Below are 19,171 nucleotides of genomic sequence, written 5' to 3'. Positions count from 1 at the left end.
GAATTAGACCGCTCGCTTCCTTAGCCGACGGCGCTCCCGCTCGGAAAGCCCGCCCCAAATACCGAACCGCTCGTCATTGGCCAGAGCGTATTCCAAGCACTGTGAGCGCACGTTGCAGGCTCCACAGACTTTTTTGGCATCCCTGGTGGATCCACCCTTCTCGGGGAAGAACGCTTCGGGATCGGTCTGCGCACACAGCGCGTCCGTCTGCCAGCCAAGCTCGCCTTCGTCGTCGAATTCCCCCTGGCCGGGGAGACCGATCCAGACGGGCTGGCCGGGCGTCTCAAGCGGACGGCGCAGCTCCATGGGAGGATCGTCGAGGTCATCTTCCGGGCCAGACGGCAGGTCACCGATCAACGCCTCATGTGCGGCGAGGAGGGCCGTTGCCTGGTCCTCCAAAGACTGCTGCACATTCTGGTTGTAACGGTCTGCCGCTTCCGGATCCGCAGGGTCCACGTACCAGTCACCCGGCACTTCCCGCGAACGGTATTTCACCGACGCATGTTCTGCGACGACTGCATCTTCCTGGATACGCAACGCTTGCCCCATGGCGTCCCTCCTGAGTTTGCAGCTGCTGCTTGGATGTATTTCCGACCCCCGGTGGTGTTCCGGATGTCTGTGCAGCGGCGTTGATTACTAATTACACGCGTGTAACTACAGTCAGTCAAGCCGCGCCGGGATAATAATCAAGAAGCTGTGGAAAAGTGGGATGCGCCACGCCCAAGATCCCGCGCCTTGCCCCAATCGAAACCAGCGGGAAACGGGACCGCTGAATCGCTTGTGTGAACATTCGTTGAATTTCCGCGGAATCGGCAAAGGCGCGGCGGACACCACCAGCGACTGGACAAACCCGCCTGTAGCGCAAATCACATCCAGCGCCTTGTTGCCGGCAGTGGCGCGGGACCGCCGTGGCAAGATTGACCCATGAGCATTCCGGCAGTGAACTTGATGACCACCCTCCGGTCCGGGCACTCAACATCGCCCCGACTCACCTGGTACGGCCCCGACTCCGAGCGCGTTGAACTGTCCGGGCGCGTTTTGGACAACTGGGTGGCAAAAACAAGCAACCTGCTCCAGGACGAACTCGACGCCGAACCCGGCATGGCCATCCGCCTGGACCTGCCGGCCCACTGGAAGTCTTTTGTTTGGGCTCTCGCTGCCTGGCAACTGGGTATGGAGGTTGTCCTGGACGGCACCTCCGCAGATCTCCTGGTTACCGACAAGCCCGACGACGGCGCCCGCGCCGGCTTCGATGCGGTGGTCGCCGTGCCGCTCGCGGCACTTGCGATGCGCTGGCCCGGAGAGCTGCCATCCGGCGTCGTGGATTACGCGGCAGAAGTCCGCTCCCATGGCGACGTCTTTATGGCACATGACGACCCCGAGGGTGGAAGCCCCGCCGTGCGCGGTTCCGACGGGCACCTGCACTCCGGGCTGCTGGAAGGGTTCGCCGCTGCGCAGCAGCCTTCAGTCCGGCTTCTGGTGCGCACTGGCGATGGATTGGAATCATGCCTCGCCGCGGCCCTCGGCGCATGGAAAGAGGACGGCTCCGTAGTACTCGTCCACGACGACGTGGAGGTCACCGACCACCTCTTGGACAACGAGCGGGTCAGCCGCTCCTAGTGTCAGCCGTTCGGCAGCGGCCCGGGGTATCGGGCGTCAGGGCTTCTTGATGGAGGGAAGCTCGCCGGTTGCCGGGTTGCCTGCTCCTGCTTCCGCGCCGGCTTTGGCCTTGGGGTGGATATCCAGAAGTTCGTGGTCGTGCGAAAATTCCGGTTCCTGATCCAGTTCCTTGTTGAAGACCAGGAAGCGGTAGGCAAAGAACCGGACTACCGTGGCCACAAGAATGCCCACTACACCGGCCGCAAAAAGCAGGTTCTTGTCCGTGATGTTCAACCAGTAGTTGGCAATGAACGTGAAGCCCGTCGAGATTCCGATGCCGATGCCATTGATAATGACGAACATCACGAACTCGCGCACGACGTTGTCCTGCCTGCGATGCCGGAAAGTCCAGAACCTGTTGGCGATCCACGAGAAGATTGTTGCCACCACGGCACCAACAAAACGCGCTTTGGACGGGCTGTCCGTCATCGGGCCGTGCATCAGGTAGTACGTGAGGCCGTTGTCGATAACGAACGCAACACCACCAACAGCGCCGAACTTGGCCACTTCGCGCCAGAAGAGCGAAGCAAGTCCGCGGATGCGATCTGCAAGTGTGGTGATCATGACCCTCCATGGCCGTTGAAAGTGGGCCGATGGGCCTTGACCATTTTAGCGCCGATTTCCACGTACTGCCCGGGAGTACGCTGTGAGAACGCCAATAGAGGGTAAAGAACCGGGGATAAAAGCGCCCAAATGAGCCACAGAATCAGTGATCCTGCCGCTGGTTCGGTAGGCTGAACCTTGTGACTTTTCCAGTAATTGGCGTTGTTGGCGGCGGCCAACTCGCACGAATGATGGCTCCGCCCGCTACCGCATTGGGCTTCGAACTGCGCGTTTTGGCCGAAGGCGAGGACGTTTCGGCGGTTGCCGCCGTGGCTACCGCCCCCATTGGCGACTACAAGGACCTGAACGCTCTCCTGGAGTTTTCCAAAGGCCTGGACGTTCTGACGTTCGATCACGAACACGTCCCCACGGGGCACCTGCGAGCCCTGCTGGATGCCGGCGTGAACGTTCAGCCCGGTCCCGATGCCTTGGTCAACGCCCAGGACAAGCTCGTGATGCGGGCCGCCATCGACCGGCTGGGCCTGCCCAACCCGGAATGGTCTGCCGTGCACACCGTGGACGAGCTCGTTGCCTTCGGGGACAGGATCGGCTGGCCCGTAGTACTGAAAACGCCACGCGGCGGCTACGACGGCAAGGGCGTCAGGATCGTCGACTCCGCCGCCGAGGCCCTGGAGACCGAGGACTGGTTCCAGGCCATGAGTCCCCTGCTGGCCGAAGCGAAGGTGGACTTCAGCCGTGAACTCTCCGCCTTGGTGGCACGCACTCCCAGCGGTGAGTCCCGCGCCTGGCCCGTGGTGCACACCATCCAGGTTGACGGCGTCTGCGACGAAGTCATTGCCCCGGCCCAGAATATTGCCGTGGAAGTCGCTGCCGCTGCCGAGGAAGCCGCCCTCCGCATCGCCAACGAGCTCGGAGTCACCGGCGTGATGGCTGCGGAGTTGTTCGAAACTCCGGGCGTCGGGGCGGGATTCCTGATCAACGAACTGGCCATGCGTCCGCACAACACCGGCCACTGGACCCAGGATGGTTCCATCACCAGCCAGTTCGAACAGCACCTGCGCGCCGTACTGGACCTGCCGCTGGGTGCCACCGATGCCCTGGCTCCGGTCGTTGTCATGAAGAACTTCCTTGGCGGGGAAAACCAGGATCTCTTCAAGGCCTTCCCCACGGCTTTGGCGTACGAGCCCGCCGCGAAGGTGCACTCCTACGGCAAATCCGTTCGCCCCGGCCGCAAGATCGGTCACGTCAACCTCGTCGGCAGCTCCGTGGCCGACGTCGACTCCGTACGTGAGCGCGCAACCACTGTGGCCAACATCATCCGTGATGGCCGCACGCCCGAACAGACCCCACTCGAGGAGACCGTATGACGACCACACCGCAAGCCCCGCTGGTAGGACTCGTCATGGGCTCGGATTCCGATTGGCCCGTCATGGAGGCAGCCGCGGACGCCCTGGCCGAGTTCGGCATCCCTTTCGAAGCAGATGTGGTCTCCGCCCACCGCATGCCGACGGAAATGATCAGCTACGGCCAGAGTGCGCATGAGCGTGGCCTTCGCGTCATCATTGCCGGTGCCGGCGGCGCAGCCCATCTGCCGGGCATGCTGGCTTCCGTAACTCCACTTCCCGTCATCGGTGTTCCTGTTCCGCTCAAGACACTCGACGGGATGGACTCCCTGCTGTCGATCGTGCAGATGCCGGCCGGAGTTCCCGTAGCCACTGTGTCCATCGCCGGTGCCCGCAACGCAGGGCTCCTGGCCGTACGCATGCTCGCATCCGGCACCGACGAATTGGCTGCAAAGCTCCGGAGCGACCTTCTCGCGTTCGCACAGGAACTCAACGATGTGGCCAGCAAGAAGGGCGAAAACCTTCGCCGCAAAGTAGAGGAAGTCTTCTCCCCGGACAACGCTTCAGCACGGAGCACCCGCTAGGAAGGCAGCGGATGACTACCATGCAGAAGAACCCGAGTCAGCCCGGTTCCGCCCTGACTGATCCAGTCCGCTACCCATCCGGTGCCAGTGCACCGGTGCGGACCAAACGCGCCTTCGTGCTGGTCCTCCTCACCCTTTTTGTTCCCGGCAGTGCCCAGATCGTCGCGGGCGACCGCAAGCTTGGACGCCTGGCCCTGCGCGTGACGCTCACAGTGTGGGCGCTGGCGCTGGTGACCATCGTCCTTGCTGTGGCCAACCGGACGCTGCTGCTGGGCATTGTGACCCACCCGGTCGGGTCGCTGTTCATCATTGTGGTCCTGGTGGCCCTCGCCCTGGGCTGGGCGTATCTGTTCCTCAATACCCTGCGGATCATCAGGCCAACGCTCCTCGCTCCTGGAATGCGGCCCATCATCGCCGTAGTAGTGGCACTTGCCACGATTCTCGCCAGCGGATCGCTCGGTTACATCGCCTATGTCCTGAACGTGAGCCGTAACGCGATCGGCAGCATCTTCGAAGCCGGTCCAGCCATCGACCCCGTGGACGGCCGCTACAACTTCCTGATGATGGGCGGCGACGCCGGAGATGACCGGACCGGACGACGTCCGGACAGCCTGTCCGTCATCAGCGTCGACGCAAAGACCGGCGAAAGCGCCATCATCTCCGTGCCCCGCAACCTCCAGAACGCCCAGTTCAGCGAGGGGTCGCCCATGCGGAAGATCTACCCGGACGGCTACAACTGCGGCGACGAATGCCTCATCAACGCCGTCAATACCGAGGTCACCAACAAGTACAAAGACCTCTACCCGGGCGTCCAGGACCCCGGCGCCCAGGCAACCTTGGAAGCAGTCTCTGGCACGCTCGGCATCACCGTCCAGGCATACGTCCTGGTGGACATGGACGGCTTTGCCAAGCTCATCGACGCCATGGGCGGCATCCGCATCAAGGCCGGGGGCTGGGTACCGATCAGTGGCCCGGTCACCGACGAGGCCAACGGCATCCACGGGATGCCCGACGGCTGGATCCCTGCCGGAGACCAGCACCTGGATGGCTTCCACGCCCTTTGGTACGGACGTTCCCGGGAATTCGTGGACGACTACGCCCGGATCGCGCGGCAGCAGTGCGTGCAGCAGGCCATGCTCAAGCAGCTGGACCCTGCCACCCTCCTGACCAAGTTCGAGGATATCGCCAACGCCGGAACCAAGGTGGTTGATTCCAATATCTCGTCCAACCAGCTGGGCAGCTTCGTGGATCTCGCACTGAAGTCCAAGAACCAGCCGGTCAAACGCCTCACCATCGGGCCACCGGATTTCGATGCTTCCTTCTCCACGGTTCCCGACTTCGACGTGATCCACTCCAAGGTCCAGGAACTGCTGACTCCCTCCAGCAACAGCCCCAAGGCCAGTGACGCCGTCGTGCCCTCCGGCAGCAGCGGTGCCGCGGCGGGAGCCGGAGCTGTCATGGCCGCCGGAGCTGTCAGCGCCCTGGCGCCTGCGAGCCAGCTGCCTTCACCGTCGGCGGACTTCACTCCTGTGACCACCACCCCGGACGGCACGCCGATCACCATCGAATTGTTGAACGGCCTCAAGGCCCAAGGCGATGAACAGGGCATCCGCGACCTCGTGGCCACCAACGGCCAGTGCGCACCCCTGTAAGTTCCACCCCACGTTCAGCGCAACGATAAGGACTTTCTTTCGTGTACCAGATTGAGAATGTTTTGCGACCCTACGCGTGGGGTTCGACGACGGCGATCGCCGAGCTGCTGGGGCGGCAGGCGTCAGGCGGTCCCGAGGCAGAAATGTGGATCGGAGCCCACCCGGACTCCCCCTCCACGGCCATCCACCCCAATGGCGTCACCCAGCCCCTGGACGCCCTGATCGCCTCCGACCCACAGCGTAACCTCGGATCGGAAAGCCTCGCCGAGTTCGGTCCCCGCCTGCCGTTCCTCACCAAGCTCCTGGCGGCAGAACAACCGCTGTCCCTGCAGGTCCATCCGAGCCTCGAACAAGCACGCGAAGGATTTGCGCGGGAGAATGCCGCCGGGGTCGCCCCCGACGCCGCAGACCGCAACTACCGCGATGACAACCACAAGCCGGAAATGATTTTTGCCCTCACGCCCTTCAAGGCGCTGTGCGGCTTCCGCTCCCCTGCTGATTCCCGCGGCATCTTCGAGCACCTGGCCCATGTCCTGGACTCCGCTGCAGTCGACGTTCCGCAGGTGATCACCGACGTCGTCTCCGACCTCGGCCAAGCCGAACCGGCGACGGCACTGAAGGCTGCCTTCAGCCGCCTGATCGAGGGCGGCAGCGCGGTCTCCGATGCCATCGACGAGGTCGTCGCGGTCCTGGCCGCGGGGGCGCCGCTGGAGCCCCACCGCCAGGCCTTGACGGCGATGCTCGATATCAACCAAGCCTTCCCCGGCGACCCCGGGGTCCTCATTTCCCTGCTCCTGAACCACTTGTCCCTGGAACCCGGCGAGGTTGTCTACCTGCCGGCGGGCAACGTCCATGCCTACCTGCACGGGCTGGGCGTCGAAGTCATGGCGTCCTCGGACAATGTCCTCCGCGGCGGCCTCACCCCCAAGCATGTGGATGTTCCCGAGCTGCTGAAGACTGTGCGTTTCGAGGCTCTCGGAGTTCCGCGTGTCGAGGCCAGTGGGACGGAATTCGGGCAGGAACTGTACTGCCCGCCCTTCAAGGAGTTCCAGCTCCAGCGCATCGAGCTCGCCCCCGACGCCGCCCCGGTGCCGCTGGCGCAGACGGGGCCGGCCGTCGTCGTCGTTGTTTCCGGTTCCGTGCTGCTCGACTCGCCCAAGAGCGATCTCCAGCTTGGTCGCGGCGCCGCCGCTTTCATCCCCGACATCGAGGCTCCGGTCAACGTCCACCCCGTCCAGGGTGCCACCGAAACCAGCATTGCCTTCGCCGTGACCACGGGCTTGGGGAACTGACGCATGGAATTCTTTCTTCAAACGCCCGCGTGGGCGGCAGTCCAGCGTTCCCTGGGTCGCCGCGTCCACGAACAATCCGGTCCCGGCTGGAGCTTCCTCGCCATCGAGGAAAAGAACCCGGCGGGCAAAGTCATCTATGCCCCCTACGGACCGGTGGCAGATTCGGTGGAAGCCTTTGACGCCGCCACGGCAGCGCTTGTGGCTTTGGCCAAGGCGGAGCACGCAGTGTTCGTCCGCATGGAACCGGCCGCGGCAGGTTTCACAGCGGACGACGCCGGTCCCCTCCTTCGCGCCCGCGGCCTGCGGCCGGCGCCGGTCAACCAGCAGCCCGAACTCAGCTGGGTGGTGGATCTGGAGGGAGATTTCAAGGATGTCCTGGCCGGCATGAAGCCGACCAACCGCAACCTGTACCGGAACATCCACAAAAAGGGCGTGACGTTCCGCGCTTCCCAGGACCCGTCTGATATCTCGATCCTGCTGCACTTCCTCCACCTGACGGCGGCGCGCAATGGCTTCAAGCCGCAAAGCGACGAATACCTGACCCAGGTCGCGGCGTCGTTGTTGCCCTCAGGCGCCGGAACCCTGTTCATTGCCGAGCTTGAGGGCGAGCCCATCGCCGCCGCTTTCGCCTACGACTCCGCAGACACCCGGGTCTATGCCCACGCCGCCCTGGATGACACGCACCGCAAACTCAGTGCCGGCATCCCGCTCCTGGTCACGCTGATAGCCGACGCCAAGGAAAAAGGCCTTAAGCACGTGGATCTCTGGGGCGTAGCACCCGAGGACCAACCCGACCACAAGTGGGCCGGCTTCACGGCCTTCAAGAAGTCCTTTGGCGGCCGCGAAGTCTCCTACCCCGGCACCTGGGACCTCCCGGTCAACAAACTCCGCTACGGCGCCTACCAGCTGGCCCGGAAGGTCCGCGACAAGCTCCGCTAAAGGCGCCCGGCATTGGTGTAGTGGCGTGCCGCTGCGACCCACTTTGCGGGCTCTCGGGTCGGGACACGCCGCTGGTGGCGGCGTGTCAGGCTGCCCACGGCTTCAAAGCAGATGGCGACGGCACATCCGGCGCCGCGCTCCCGGGAAGGCCGACGTCGGGCACTCACCCGGGTGCCGCCGTCGAGCTTTCGACGGCGGCAAAGTAGGTTGTGGCGGCACAACCCAAAACGCGCGAGGACTGGGGGCACGGCACCAACGCACCCGGATGGCGAAAGGCGCCTCATCGCGTCAGCGGCATCAAATCGACGAGGTACGAGGAGATAGCCGCAGAGCGATGGGGCGCCTTTCGCGCCAAGGGCGCGGTAAGTCCGAGGTACTACGCCTTGCGCGCGTACGTCTCCCACTTGGATGCGTGGTGCTCAGCATCGACGAAGCGCACAGTGCCGGACTTTGAACGCATCACGATGGACTGCGTCAGGACACGGTCCTTCTGGTAGCGGACGCCGCGCAGGAGGTCGCCGTCGGTGATGCCGGTGGCTGCGAAGTAGCAGTTGTCCGAGGTAACGAGGTCGTTGGTGGACAGAACACGGTCGAGGTCGTGTCCGGCGTCGATCGCCTTCTGCTTCTCTTCGTCCGACGTCGGCCAGAGGCGGCCCTGGATAACGCCGCCGAGGGACTTGATGGCGCACGCTGCAACAATGCCTTCAGGCGTGCCGCCGATGCCCATAAGGGCGTCGACGCCGGTGCCCGAACGTGCAGCGGCGATGGCACCTGCGACGTCGCCGTCCATGATGAACTTGGTGCGCGCACCGGCTTCGCGGATCTCTTCGACCAGCGGACGGTGGCGGTCACGGTCAAGGATCATGACGTTGAGCTGGTTGACCTTGACGCCCTTGGCTTTGGCGATCAGGTGCAGGTTCTGCTTGACGGGCAGGCGAAGGTCCACCATGTCGGCAGCTTCGGGACCCGTGACGAGCTTCTCCATGTAGAAGACGGCCGAGGGGTCGAACATTGAGCCGCGCTCGGCAACTGCCAGCACTGCCAGGGCGTTGTTGATGCCCAGCGCGGTGAGGCGGGTTCCATCGATGGGGTCGACTGCAACGTCACACTCGGGACCAGTGCCATCGCCAACCTGTTCGCCATTGAACAGCATGGGGGCTTCGTCCTTTTCGCCTTCACCAATCACCACGACGCCGTTGAAGTGGACGGTGTGAAGGAATGAACGCATGGCGTCGACGGCGGCGCCGTCAGCTTTGTTCTTGTCGCCGAAGCCTACCCAGTGGCCACCGGCAATAGCCGCGGCTTCGGTGACTCGGACGAGTTCAAGCGCAAGGTTGCGGTCGGGTTCGTCGATGCCGACGGCGAGCGACGGCGAAATCGTGGAATACTGCTGGGTCATTGGTGCAGGAGACACTTGAACCTCTTCTTCGAGTGACGATTCACGGGACCGGGCAAGGTTGCACAAAGGCAACCCGGGGTTCCTCTACCAACGATCATAGTCGCCACGTCCACTGAGGGTGGTTGGATGACCACCGGCCGCAATACCGGTGGTGAGGTTGCCCGATGTGTGTTCCCCGCCCCGATAAGGGATCATTGAGTGGTGAGTGAAACGCAGGACAAGTCCGCTGCCGGCAATCAACCTGAAGCCGCGGCGGCCGACCCCATCAATGCCCAGGAAGCGCCCTTCAAGCCCGTCATCGCGGCGAAAGCCGCCAAACGGGCCAACGCCTCCGTCATTGGCATGGTCATCGCCCTTCTGGTCTGCGTACTGGCTTTCCTGCCCATCGTGTTGATGAATCCGGCTCCCAAGGGAGAGGGCTTCAGGCCCGCCATTGACGTAGCTTCCATCGCCAAAAACGCCGAAGGTGTGGCGGGATTCACACCCGTGACACCGGATACCGGCGACACATTCCGCCCGAACTACGCCCGCTGGGAGTCCGGAAGCGGAACGGGCGTCCCCACTTGGGAGGTTGGTTTCCTCACTCCCAAGGAAGCTTTCATCGGCCTCACCCAGACCAACAAAGCCAACCCCACGTGGACCCTTCAGCAGACCGGCAACCTGCCGGTGACCGGAACCCGCAATGCCGGCGGGCAGGATTGGGAACTGCGTGACTCCGGCAAGGAAAAGCGCAGCATGGTCCTCGAGTACAAGGGGACCACCATCATCCTGAGCGGCACGGCGAGCCTTGAGGAATTCGCCAAACTGGCCGACGCCGTCGTGAAGTCCGCTGACCAGGGCACGGCAACCGCGTCATCGTCCGCTCAAAGCAGCGCAACAGTTTCACAGCCCGCAACACCTGCACCGTAAAGTAATAAGGTGCCTACTAAACTGACTCCAGCCCTGGCCTGGCAACGCCTCCGCGAGGGCAATGAACGATTTGTTTCCGGCGAATCCCGGCATCCCAACCAGGATGCTTCCCGCCGCTCGTCCCTGCTCGAGGGCCAGAACCCCTTCGCCGTGATCTTCGGTTGCGCGGATTCACGCCTGGCCGCAGAGATCATCTTCGACCTCGGCCTGGGCGATGCCTTCGTGGTGCGCACAGCCGGACAGGTGATCGACGACGCCGTCCTGGGTTCGCTCGAGTACAGCATCAGCGAACTCAAGGTTCCCCTGATCGCCATCCTCGGCCACGACAGCTGCGGCGCCGTGACCGCCACCAAGGGCGCGGTGGAAACGGGTGAAATGCCGCCGGGCTTCATCCGCGACCTCGTCGAACGCATCACCCCCTCGGTCCTCACGGCCAAGCGCAACGGCCAGGAAGACGTCAACGACATGGTGGTGGAACACGTCAAGCAGACCGCTGAACGGCTGGCGGACAGCTCGCGTGTGATTTCGGACGCCATTGAGGATGGCCGTGTGGCCGTCATCGGCCTTTCCTACAAACTCGGCGAGGGCCAAGCGGCCCTTGTTTCCGCGATCGGCGAGCTCTAGGAAGCCGTGCCCCGGCCACCTGGCCGGGGCACGTAGCACTCCCCTGCGGGTTTTCTGTGAAGCGTCCAATCGCCATAAGCTAGCCCCATGACTTCCACCACTGAGTTCCGTATTGAACATGACACGATGGGCGAAGTTCGCGTCCCCGTGAACGCCCTGTACCGCGCCCAGACGCAGCGTGCTGTGGAGAACTTCCCCATCTCCGGCAAGACGCTCGAGCGCACCCACATTGAAGCCCTTGCCCGGGTGAAGAAGGCAGCCGCACTGGCGAACGCTGAACTGGGGGTGCTCGACGGCGAGCTCGCCGAGGCCATCGCCGCAGCAGCCGATGAGGTGGCAACCGGCAAGTACGACGGCGACTTCCCGATTGACGTCTTCCAGACCGGCTCGGGCACGTCCTCCAACATGAACACCAACGAGGTCATCGCCGAGTTGGCCTCCCGCGCCCTCTCCGCCGCAGGCAGCGACAAGGTGGTCCACCCCAACGACCACGTCAACGCTTCGCAGTCCTCCAACGACGTCTTCCCGACATCCGTCCACGTCGCCGCCACCTCGGCCCTGATCAACGACCTGATCCCGGCGCTCGAGTACCTGGCCGCTTCCCTGGACCGCAAGGCCGCGGAGTTCAAGGACGTCGTCAAGTCCGGCCGTACCCACCTCATGGATGCCACGCCCGTCACCCTCGGCCAGGAATTCGGTGGCTACGCGGCACAAGTGCGCTACGGCATCGAGCGCATCAACGCAGCCCTCCCCCGCGTTGCCGAAGTTCCCCTTGGTGGCACCGCCGTCGGTACCGGCATCAACACCCCCGCTGGTTTCCCGGAGCGCGTCATCGAACTGCTCGCAGCCGACACCGGCCTGCCGCTGACCGAAGCCCGCGACCACTTCGAGGCCCAGGCCAACCGCGATGGCCTCATCGAAGGCTCCAGCCAGCTGCGCAACATCGCGATCTCCTTCATGAAGATCAACAACGACCTCCGCTGGATGGGTTCGGGCCCCAACACCGGTCTTGGCGAAATCGCCATCCCCGACCTTCAGCCGGGCTCCTCGATCATGCCGGGCAAGGTCAACCCGGTCATCTGCGAAGCGTCCATCATGGTCTGCGCCCAGGTCATCGGCAACGACACCGCCATCGCTTGGTCCGGCACCAACGGCGCCTTCGAGCTCAACGTCGGCATCCCCGTCATGGCCGCCAACCTGCTCGAGTCCATCCGCCTGCTGGCCAACACCAGCCGCGTCATGGCCGACAAGATGATCGACGGCATCACCGCCAACGTCGAGCGTGCCCGCTTCCTGGCCGAGGCTTCGCCGTCCATCGTGACGCCGCTGAACAAATACATCGGCTACGAAAACGCCGCGAAGATCGCCAAGATCGCCGTCAAGGAGGGCCTGACCATCCGCCAGGCTACCGAGAAGCTCGGCTTCGTCGGCGAGGGCGAAGGCAAGGTGTCCGAGGCCGACCTCGACAAGGCCCTCGACGTCACCACCATGACGTCCCCGGCCCACAAGGCGTAACCGCCGGAGCAAGACCCAAAGCACGACGACGGCCGGTACCTTCCGCACGGAAGGTACCGGCCGTCGTCGTACCCGGAGTCTTTGCACTTTCGGTGCTAGGGTGCAAAACTTTACTTTGTGAGCAATAGTGCAAATATTGACGGGGGCCTGCGCGAGCGCAAGCGGGCCGCGACGCGGACGGCGATCACCGCCGTCGCGCGTTCTTTTACGGCCGCCCGTGGCCTGAACGGTTTCACCGTGGAGGAAGTCTGCGAAGAAGCCGGGATCTCGCGCCGGACCTTCTTCAACTACTTTCACACCAAGGAAGACGCCGTGATCGGTTCGTTCTCGGATGAACTTCCCGAGGACGTGCTGGAGGCCTTCAACGAGAACCCGTCCCGCACACCCGGCAGCATCTCGGGCACTCTCCTGGCAGCACTGCACGTCCTTACCGTGACGCTCATGGAGCGTTCGTCCATCAGCCGCACGGAAGTCCAGCAGTTCATTGCCGCCGTTACGGCCGAACCTCAACTCCTTGCACGGCTCACGGTCGAAGGGGAGGCCCGGGAACGGCAATTTGCCGCACTGGTGGCCGCCCGCGAAGGCCTGAACCCCGAACACCCCGAGGTCATGACAGCAACAGTGCTGTTCGGTGCGGTTTCCAAGAAGACGGCCCAGCAGTTCTTCTCGGAGGACAACACGCGCAGTTACCGCAGGATCCTCGAACAAAACCTCAATGCCGCGCGGAAACTCTTTGCCCAGCCGCTGGCCACGAACCACCAACTGGGCAACAACCCCCTTGAAACCCCGAAGGACCCCGCATGAGTACACTCTCGAAGGCAGCAGAACCCTTGCTGCTGACCCAGAAACGAATCTGGATCATCTTCTCCGCGCTGATCGCAGGCATGCTGCTGTCCAGCCTGGACCAGACCATCGTCTCCACGGCGATGCCGACCATCGTCGGAAAGCTTGGCGGTGTGGAACACCAGGCCTGGATCACCACTGCCTACCTGTTGGCCACCACCATCGTGATGCCCATCTACGGCAAGTTCGGCGACATCCTTGGCCGGCGGAACCTGTTCCTCGTGGCCATCGCACTGTTCACACTGGCATCCGTCGGTTGTGCTTTTGCCACCGATTTCTGGGGCTTCGTGATCTTCCGTGCCATCCAAGGACTGGGCGGCGGCGGCCTCATGATCCTTTCGCAGGCCATCATCGCCGACATCGTTCCGGCCAAGGAACGCGGCAAGTACATGGGCCCGCTGGGCGCCATCTTCGGTCTCTCGGCTGTAGCCGGTCCCCTGCTGGGCGGCTTCTTCGTTGACCACCTCACCTGGGAATGGGCGTTCTACATCAACATCCCCATCGGCATCGCCGCGTTCATCACGGCCTGGTTCACCCTGACCCTGCCGAACAAGAAAGCCGAAAAGAAGATCGACATCCTGGGGGTCATCTTCCTCTCCGCAGCCACCACCTGCCTGATCTTCTTCACAGACTTCGGCGGCAAAAAGGACGAAGGCTGGGATTCACCCCTGACGTGGGCCTTTGGCGCCGGCATGGTCCTCGCCGCGTTCGCCTTCGTCATGGCTGAGCGCCGTGCCGAGGACCCCATCATTCCGCTGAGCCTGTTCAAGAACCCCATTTTCATCAACGCCACGGCCATCGGCTTCACGCTGGGCCTGGGCATGTTCGCAGCCATCGCCTTCGTTCCCACGTTCCTGCAGATGTCCTCCGGGACCTCCGCCGCCGAGTCAGGCCTCCTGATGCTCCCGATGATGGTGGGCCTTATGGGTACCTCAATCTTCTCGGGTATCCGGATCTCCAAGACGGGCAAGTACAAGCTGTACCCGATCATGGGTGCGGCCTTGACCATCCTGGCCATGCTTTGGTTGACCACTTTGACCGCCGAGACACCTATCTGGATGATCTGCGTGCAGCTGTTCATCTTTGGTGCCGGGCTGGGCCTGATCATGCAGGTGATCGTGTTGGTGGTGCAAAATTCCGTACCGGCTGACCAGATCGGCACGGCAACGAGCACCAACAACTACTTCCGCGAAGTAGGTGCCTCCCTGGGCGTCGCTGTCTTTGGCTCCATCTTCACCAACCGCCTGGCCGAATCGCTCACCAAAGCCTTCACGGGCGCAGGGGCATCAGCCGAGCAAGCATCCCAGTCCACCAGCACCCTGGACCCGCAGGCACTGGCACAACTGCCGGGGCAGTTGCGGGACGCGATCGTGAACGCCTATGCCGACTCCTTGGCGCCGGTGTTCTGGTACTTGGTTCCGTTCATCGCCATTGCGCTGATCCTGGCGATCACGTTGAAGCAGATTCCACTCTCCGATACTGCGGGCATGGTGGCCCGTGGCGAAGCCATCGGCGGTGCCGAAGCCGAAGAGCTCGAAGCGGCCCGCCGCTAGGCAGGTTGCTGAGCCCGCGCTACTCAGTCTGGTACGCCACGGGGCCCTCGGGCTCTGTGGCAAGCCGGATGGCTTCAAGGTTCCCGGCGCTCATGTCGGGAAGCTCGTCCAGAGCAAACCATCCCACCGCAAGGGACTCGTCGTCGTTGACCCTGGCGTCCCCGGAGACATACCTGCAGCGGAAGATGATGTCCAGGAAGTCGCAGACGTCACCATTGGGAAACGTCACCGGACCAACAACGCCGACGCCGACGATCCGCTCGGTCTCTGCAACTACTGCTGTTTCCTCGAAGATTTCACGCACGAGCCCCGGCGCCGGATGCTCGCCGGGTTCAAGCATCCCCGTGATGAGGGCCCAGTGTCCGTTGTCGGCTCGTTGGCCCAACAGCACCCTGCCGGCGTCGTCGAACACCACTCCTCTCACGGCCGGGAGCCATAGAGGGTCATGTCCAATCTTCTCCCGCAGTTTCAGCACGAAATCCGGTGCACCCATGAGTCAGCGTTCCTCACAAGAAAGATCGATCCTGCCGCTGTTGCAGCCTTGCTGACAGGCTAGTCTCATGCGGGCAGCAGCACCATTGCCGCGACCGCTCCGGCGAGCATGAAGGGGCCGAAGGGGATTGCTGAGCGAAGTGTCCCCCGGCGCGTGGCCAGGACTGCCAGGCTCCACAGCCCGCCCAGGAGGAACGCCGCGAAAGTGCCCGCGAAGACGTGGCTCCAGCCGAGGTAACCAAGGTAAAGCCCCAGCACTCCGGCCAGCTTCACGTCGCCAAAGCCCATCCCAGGCGGATGAATGAACCGCAGCACGAAATAGAAGAACCACAGAACCGCGCCGCCGGCCAGTGCTGCCAGGCCCGGCACTCCGAACAGTGCCGCCGTGGCCGGGTGTCCCTCTCCCGCATCCGGGACGGCCTCCGACACAGCAGCGGCCAGCAACAACACTCCCGCCACGCCGTAGGACGGAAGCACGATACGGTTCGGCAGCAGGTGGCTTCTGATGTCGATGACGGTGAGCCTGACCGCCATCACCACGAAGTAAAGGCACGCAGCCGCCAGCAGCCAGAACGCCAAAGGGCTGCCTGGCCAGAGTTCGGATAGTCGGCGGATCACCCTCGGATGCTACCCCGATTTGCCCGTCCAGCCCGCTTGAACGTCTGGGTACACTGTGGATATGGGGCGCTACAGTGCAGATGTACCGGGTTTTGACTTGTCCTCCACATTCCGGAATCTATGCCGCTCTTCGCCATGGAAGTGGACAACCCTGCGGTTTGAGTACCTTGAGCGGCCTGGAACCGGAGCCGACATTGTCAGAGCCTGGCTTCGTCGCCCTGGAGCCCTCCGCCTGGAGACAAGCGATGGGCAGTTACTGCACAGCACCACCGGCATCAACGACTCCCGGGATGACATGTACGTCAGCGCCACACGGCGCTCCTGGCTGCTTCCCGCGCACTTGGTGACGCCTGTCTATGACGACGCCGGCTTGGTCCGACGCCGTCCCGAGGCTCTCTACGGAGAACCTTCCTTCGGTAATGGTCGCCTCGCCGCAGCCTTGGATCCCGTTGAGCTGGCCGGAAATTCTCCCGTTCCCCTCGAGTTCCCCGACACCAACCGCGTCTTCTTCGAAGAGCCCCGCTCAGTGGACCACGAAGGCCGTCCAGCCTTGGAAACCATCGTCACTCCCAGCAGGACCTATGTACCCTCGGATCCCGCCCACCCCCTGGTCCACCCCGGAAGGACATTGATCAGGATCGACGCCGGAACCGGGGTCTGCGTTGCCAGTCAAAGCCTGGACGGAGATACGTCCGGCGTGGGCCATTGGCTGAAGATCCTGGGGGTGGACGAGTACATGCTGGACGACCTGTTCCTGGCCGAATCCATGAACCTGACGGATGTCCGCCGCCACATTCCCTGGGACATAGGGCCCGCCGCCTGAGGGCGCTCCGGCTTTTCGGGTTAGGCTACGGCGATGACATCGCTGGCAGACATATGGCCCCCGTTCGGACTCATCCTCACCACCCCGAGGTTGACTGTCCGTCCGATTCTCGACGACGACATCCCCGCCGCAGTTGACGCGGCCCGCTCCGGAATACACGAACCCGGAAAGAGCCCGTTCAGCATGCCATGGGCCGAAATGCCCGATGCCGAGCTGGCGCCCAACATGGCCCAGTGGTACTGGCGTTGCCGCGGCAACTTCACCAAGGATGATTGGACCCTCCTCCTCGCGGTCTGGCACGATGACGAATTCCTGGGCGTCCAGGACCTTGGGGCCAAGAACTTCAAGACCCTCAGGACCGTCAGTACCGGCTCCTGGCTCAAGCAGTCCGCGCAGGGCCGGGGCTTCGGCAAGGAGATGCGTGCCGCCGTCGTGAGCTTTGCGTTCGACTATCTGGACGCGGAAGTGGCCGAATCCGACGCAGCCGTCTGGAACGGGAAATCACTGGGTGTCTCCGCAAGCCTTGGCTATGAACCCAACGGCGTCTTCCGCGATGGCTGGGGCGACAAGGTGGAGGAAGTCCAAAGGGTCCGTCTCACCCCGGCCACCTTCAAACGCCCCGACTGGACCCTCCAGGTAAAGGGCCACGAAGAACTGAAAGCCTACCTGGGGCTTTGAAACCGAAAGGCCGCGGTCCGGCGAACCGGACCACGGCCACAAGCCGGCAACAACAGCTTAGATTTCGGCCCCTTCCAGAAGCTCCGTCACGAGGGCCGCGATCGGCGACCGTTCGGACCGGGTCAGCGTGATGTGGCCGAAAAGCGGGTGTCCCTTGAGGGTCTCCACCACGGCAGCCACGCCATCGTGCCGCCCCACCCGGAGGTTGTCGCGCTGGGCGACATCGTGGGTAAGGACGATCTTGGAGTTTTGCCCGATGCGGCTCATGACGGTCAGGAGGACGTTCTTCTCCAGCGACTGTGCCTCATCCACGATGACGAAAGCGTCATGCAGCGAACGCCCGCGGATGTGGGTCAGCGGAAGGACCTCAAGCATGCCGCGGTCCATGACTTCTTCCACGACTTCCTGGCTGACCAGGGCGCCGAGGGTGTCGAACACGGCCTGCGCCCACGGGTTCATCTTTTCCGACTCGGATCCCGGCAGGTAGCCCAGCTCCTGGCCGCCCACAGCGTAGAGCGGCCGGAAGACCACCACCTTGCGGTGCTCCCGGCGTTCCAGCACGGCTTCCAGGCCCGCACAGAGGGCAAGCGCAGACTTTCCAGTGCCTGCCCGTCCGCCGATGGACACGATGCCCACCGAAGGATCCATCAGCATGTCGATGGCCAGCCGTTGCTCGGCTGAGCGCCCGTGGAGACCGAAGACGTCCCGATCGCCCTTGACCAGACGGACCTGCTTATCCGCCCCAACGCGGCCCAAAGCGGAGCCCCGGTTGGAGAGAAGGACCAGTCCGGTGTTGACGGGAAGTTCGGCCGCCGCCGGTATGAAGACCGGTTCGTGCCCGTAGAGCGTGGTGATTTCGTCGTCGTTGGCTTCGATCTCAGCCATGCCGGTCCACCCGGAGTCCTTGACGAGTTCATTGCGGTACTCATCTGCTTGCAGACCCATGGCCGAGGCCTTGACCCGCATGGGGAGGTCCTTGGACACCACTGTGACGTTGTGGCCCTCGTTGGCGAGGTTCTTGGCCACAGCCAGGATCCTGCTGTCGTTGTCGCCCCCGCGGAAACCGGCGGGAAGGACGTCCGGTGAGATGTGGTTCATTTCCACCCGGAGGAGGCCGCCATCGTTGCCCAGCGGTATGGCCCGGTCCAGTCCTCCGTGTTCGATGCGGAGGTCGTCCAGGAGGCGCAAGGCCTTCCGGGCGAAATAGCCCAATTCGGGATCGTGGCGCTTTCCTTCGAGCTCGCTGATAACCACGATGGGAACGATGACCTCGTGCTCGGCGAACCGCAACAATGCGTGGGGATCGGAAAGCAGGACGGAGGTATCGATCACATAGCTGCGGCCCGTGGCGGACGTTGCCGCCCGCGCTTTTTGTGGGACCCGCTTGGCGCGAGAGGTAGCTGCACTTTCCCCGTCGGAAACCATTGCGGGCAGTTGCTCAGAAATAGCCACATCGACTCCAGCCCCGGGCGGTCGCCCGGCCTAATGGTGAAGCGGCTCGGCCGGAAGGCCGGGCGTGGCCTCCCATGTAACTGGTGCGATGTTCCGCTCCATATACTGGCCTCCCCGATCAGCGGGCGGTTTTGCCTGCTGATGGGATTAACGTAATCCCCGACACATTCATTTCCGCAATCCGTTCCCGGCAAGTCGCGTGTCGGGCTCGTTAATTTTCGGTGAACCGGCG

19 protein-coding genes are annotated in these 19,171 nt (G+C 63.5%); 13 read left to right on the top strand and 6 right to left on the bottom strand.

Going from position 1 to position 19,171, the window contains the following annotated elements; genetic code table 11:
• Positions 1–3 precede the first annotated feature (3 nt).
• Complete coding sequence (locus tag PQ627_RS11725) at positions 4–549, bottom strand: WhiB family transcriptional regulator (protein WP_144661921.1); 546 nt, start codon at positions 547–549, stop codon at positions 4–6.
• Between the two features lie 375 nt (positions 550–924).
• On the opposite strand from PQ627_RS11725, the gene PQ627_RS11720 reads away from it, so the two are divergent.
• The gene (locus tag PQ627_RS11720; RefSeq protein ID WP_274261159.1) at positions 925–1,620 is read left to right on the top strand and encodes a TIGR03089 family protein; all 696 of its coding nucleotides are present in this window, start codon (positions 925–927) and stop codon (positions 1,618–1,620) included.
• A 36-nt stretch (positions 1,621–1,656) separates the two neighbouring features.
• Here the strand turns inward: PQ627_RS11720 and PQ627_RS11715 are convergent, their stop codons facing one another.
• Positions 1,657–2,223, bottom strand: coding sequence for a GtrA family protein (locus tag PQ627_RS11715; protein ID WP_144661919.1), 567 nt, complete (start codon positions 2,221–2,223; stop codon positions 1,657–1,659).
• A gap of 179 nt (positions 2,224–2,402) precedes the next feature.
• Between PQ627_RS11715 and PQ627_RS11710 the strand changes: the two genes are divergently transcribed.
• The 5 genes from PQ627_RS11710 to PQ627_RS11690 are packed head-to-tail and all read left to right on the top strand — an operon-like array spanning position 2,403 to position 8,033.
• The gene (locus PQ627_RS11710) at positions 2,403–3,590 is read left to right on the top strand and encodes a 5-(carboxyamino)imidazole ribonucleotide synthase (RefSeq protein ID WP_274261157.1); all 1,188 of its coding nucleotides are present in this window, start codon (positions 2,403–2,405) and stop codon (positions 3,588–3,590) included.
• Complete coding sequence (purE, locus tag PQ627_RS11705) at positions 3,587–4,150, top strand: 5-(carboxyamino)imidazole ribonucleotide mutase (RefSeq protein WP_274261156.1); 564 nt, start codon at positions 3,587–3,589, stop codon at positions 4,148–4,150. The genes PQ627_RS11710 and purE overlap by 4 nt, the downstream gene beginning before the upstream one ends.
• Before the next feature lie 11 nt (positions 4,151–4,161).
• Positions 4,162–5,802, top strand: a complete 1,641-nt coding sequence (locus tag PQ627_RS11700; protein WP_274261154.1) for an LCP family protein — start codon at positions 4,162–4,164, stop codon at positions 5,800–5,802.
• Positions 5,803–5,843: 41 nt separating this feature from the next.
• Positions 5,844–7,094 carry a mannose-6-phosphate isomerase, class I gene (manA, locus tag PQ627_RS11695; RefSeq protein WP_274261152.1) on the top strand — a complete coding sequence of 417 codons (1,251 nt, stop codon included), beginning with the start codon at positions 5,844–5,846 and terminating at the stop codon, positions 7,092–7,094.
• Positions 7,095–7,097: 3 nt separating this feature from the next.
• Positions 7,098–8,033 carry a lipid II:glycine glycyltransferase FemX gene (locus tag PQ627_RS11690; protein ID WP_144661915.1) on the top strand — a complete coding sequence of 312 codons (936 nt, stop codon included), beginning with the start codon at positions 7,098–7,100 and terminating at the stop codon, positions 8,031–8,033.
• A 376-nt stretch (positions 8,034–8,409) separates the two neighbouring features.
• On the opposite strand, the gene glpX is transcribed toward PQ627_RS11690, so the two are convergent.
• Positions 8,410–9,432, bottom strand: coding sequence for a class II fructose-bisphosphatase (glpX, locus tag PQ627_RS11685; protein WP_186313628.1), 1,023 nt, complete (start codon positions 9,430–9,432; stop codon positions 8,410–8,412).
• 201 nt (positions 9,433–9,633) lie between these two features.
• Between glpX and PQ627_RS11680 the strand changes: the two genes are divergently transcribed.
• The 5 genes from PQ627_RS11680 to PQ627_RS11660 all read left to right on the top strand — a co-directional run bounded on the left by PQ627_RS11680 (position 9,634) and on the right by PQ627_RS11660 (position 14,876).
• The gene (locus tag PQ627_RS11680; protein ID WP_274261149.1) at positions 9,634–10,341 is read left to right on the top strand and encodes a DUF4245 domain-containing protein; all 708 of its coding nucleotides are present in this window, start codon (positions 9,634–9,636) and stop codon (positions 10,339–10,341) included.
• 9 nt (positions 10,342–10,350) lie between these two features.
• Positions 10,351–10,965: a carbonic anhydrase gene (locus tag PQ627_RS11675; RefSeq protein ID WP_144661913.1), complete on the top strand. Its 615-nt coding sequence runs from the start codon at positions 10,351–10,353 to the stop codon at positions 10,963–10,965.
• Positions 10,966–11,052: 87 nt separating this feature from the next.
• Complete coding sequence (locus tag PQ627_RS11670) at positions 11,053–12,480, top strand: class II fumarate hydratase (RefSeq protein ID WP_274261146.1); 1,428 nt, start codon at positions 11,053–11,055, stop codon at positions 12,478–12,480.
• Between the two features lie 117 nt (positions 12,481–12,597).
• The gene (locus tag PQ627_RS11665; RefSeq protein ID WP_274261144.1) at positions 12,598–13,284 is read left to right on the top strand and encodes a TetR/AcrR family transcriptional regulator; all 687 of its coding nucleotides are present in this window, start codon (positions 12,598–12,600) and stop codon (positions 13,282–13,284) included.
• Positions 13,281–14,876, top strand: coding sequence for an MDR family MFS transporter (locus PQ627_RS11660; RefSeq protein ID WP_274261142.1), 1,596 nt, complete (start codon positions 13,281–13,283; stop codon positions 14,874–14,876). Before PQ627_RS11665 ends, PQ627_RS11660 begins: the two co-directional genes overlap by 4 nt.
• 19 nt (positions 14,877–14,895) lie before the next feature.
• Here PQ627_RS11660 and PQ627_RS11655 read toward each other — a convergent pair whose 3' ends face one another.
• Both PQ627_RS11655 and PQ627_RS11650 read right to left on the bottom strand, forming a co-directional pair.
• Positions 14,896–15,369 (bottom strand): NUDIX hydrolase, encoded by a 474-nt coding sequence (locus PQ627_RS11655; protein WP_144661909.1) that lies wholly within the window; start codon positions 15,367–15,369, stop codon positions 14,896–14,898.
• 65 nt (positions 15,370–15,434) lie between these two features.
• Positions 15,435–15,986 carry a prepilin peptidase gene (locus PQ627_RS11650; RefSeq protein WP_274261140.1) on the bottom strand — a complete coding sequence of 184 codons (552 nt, stop codon included), beginning with the start codon at positions 15,984–15,986 and terminating at the stop codon, positions 15,435–15,437.
• A 61-nt stretch (positions 15,987–16,047) separates the two neighbouring features.
• Between PQ627_RS11650 and PQ627_RS11645 the strand changes: the two genes are divergently transcribed.
• Positions 16,048–16,809, top strand: a complete 762-nt coding sequence (locus PQ627_RS11645; protein WP_274261138.1) for a hypothetical protein — start codon at positions 16,048–16,050, stop codon at positions 16,807–16,809.
• A 33-nt stretch (positions 16,810–16,842) separates the two neighbouring features.
• Positions 16,843–17,487 carry a GNAT family N-acetyltransferase gene (locus PQ627_RS11640; RefSeq protein WP_274261136.1) on the top strand — a complete coding sequence of 215 codons (645 nt, stop codon included), beginning with the start codon at positions 16,843–16,845 and terminating at the stop codon, positions 17,485–17,487.
• A gap of 57 nt (positions 17,488–17,544) precedes the next feature.
• Here the strand turns inward: PQ627_RS11640 and PQ627_RS11635 are convergent, their stop codons facing one another.
• Entirely contained in the window at positions 17,545–18,939 is a 1,395-nt protein-coding gene (locus tag PQ627_RS11635; protein ID WP_144661905.1) for a PhoH family protein, read from the bottom strand.
• Between the last annotated feature and the right edge of the window lie 232 nt (positions 18,940–19,171).

The sequence above is a fragment of the Paenarthrobacter sp. AB444 genome (assembly GCF_028736865.1).
Classification (GTDB): domain Bacteria; phylum Actinomycetota; class Actinomycetes; order Actinomycetales; family Micrococcaceae; genus Arthrobacter; species Arthrobacter nicotinovorans_B.
The sequence above is the reverse complement of the archived record's forward strand: the minus strand, read 5'-3'. Positions and strand labels throughout refer to the sequence as shown.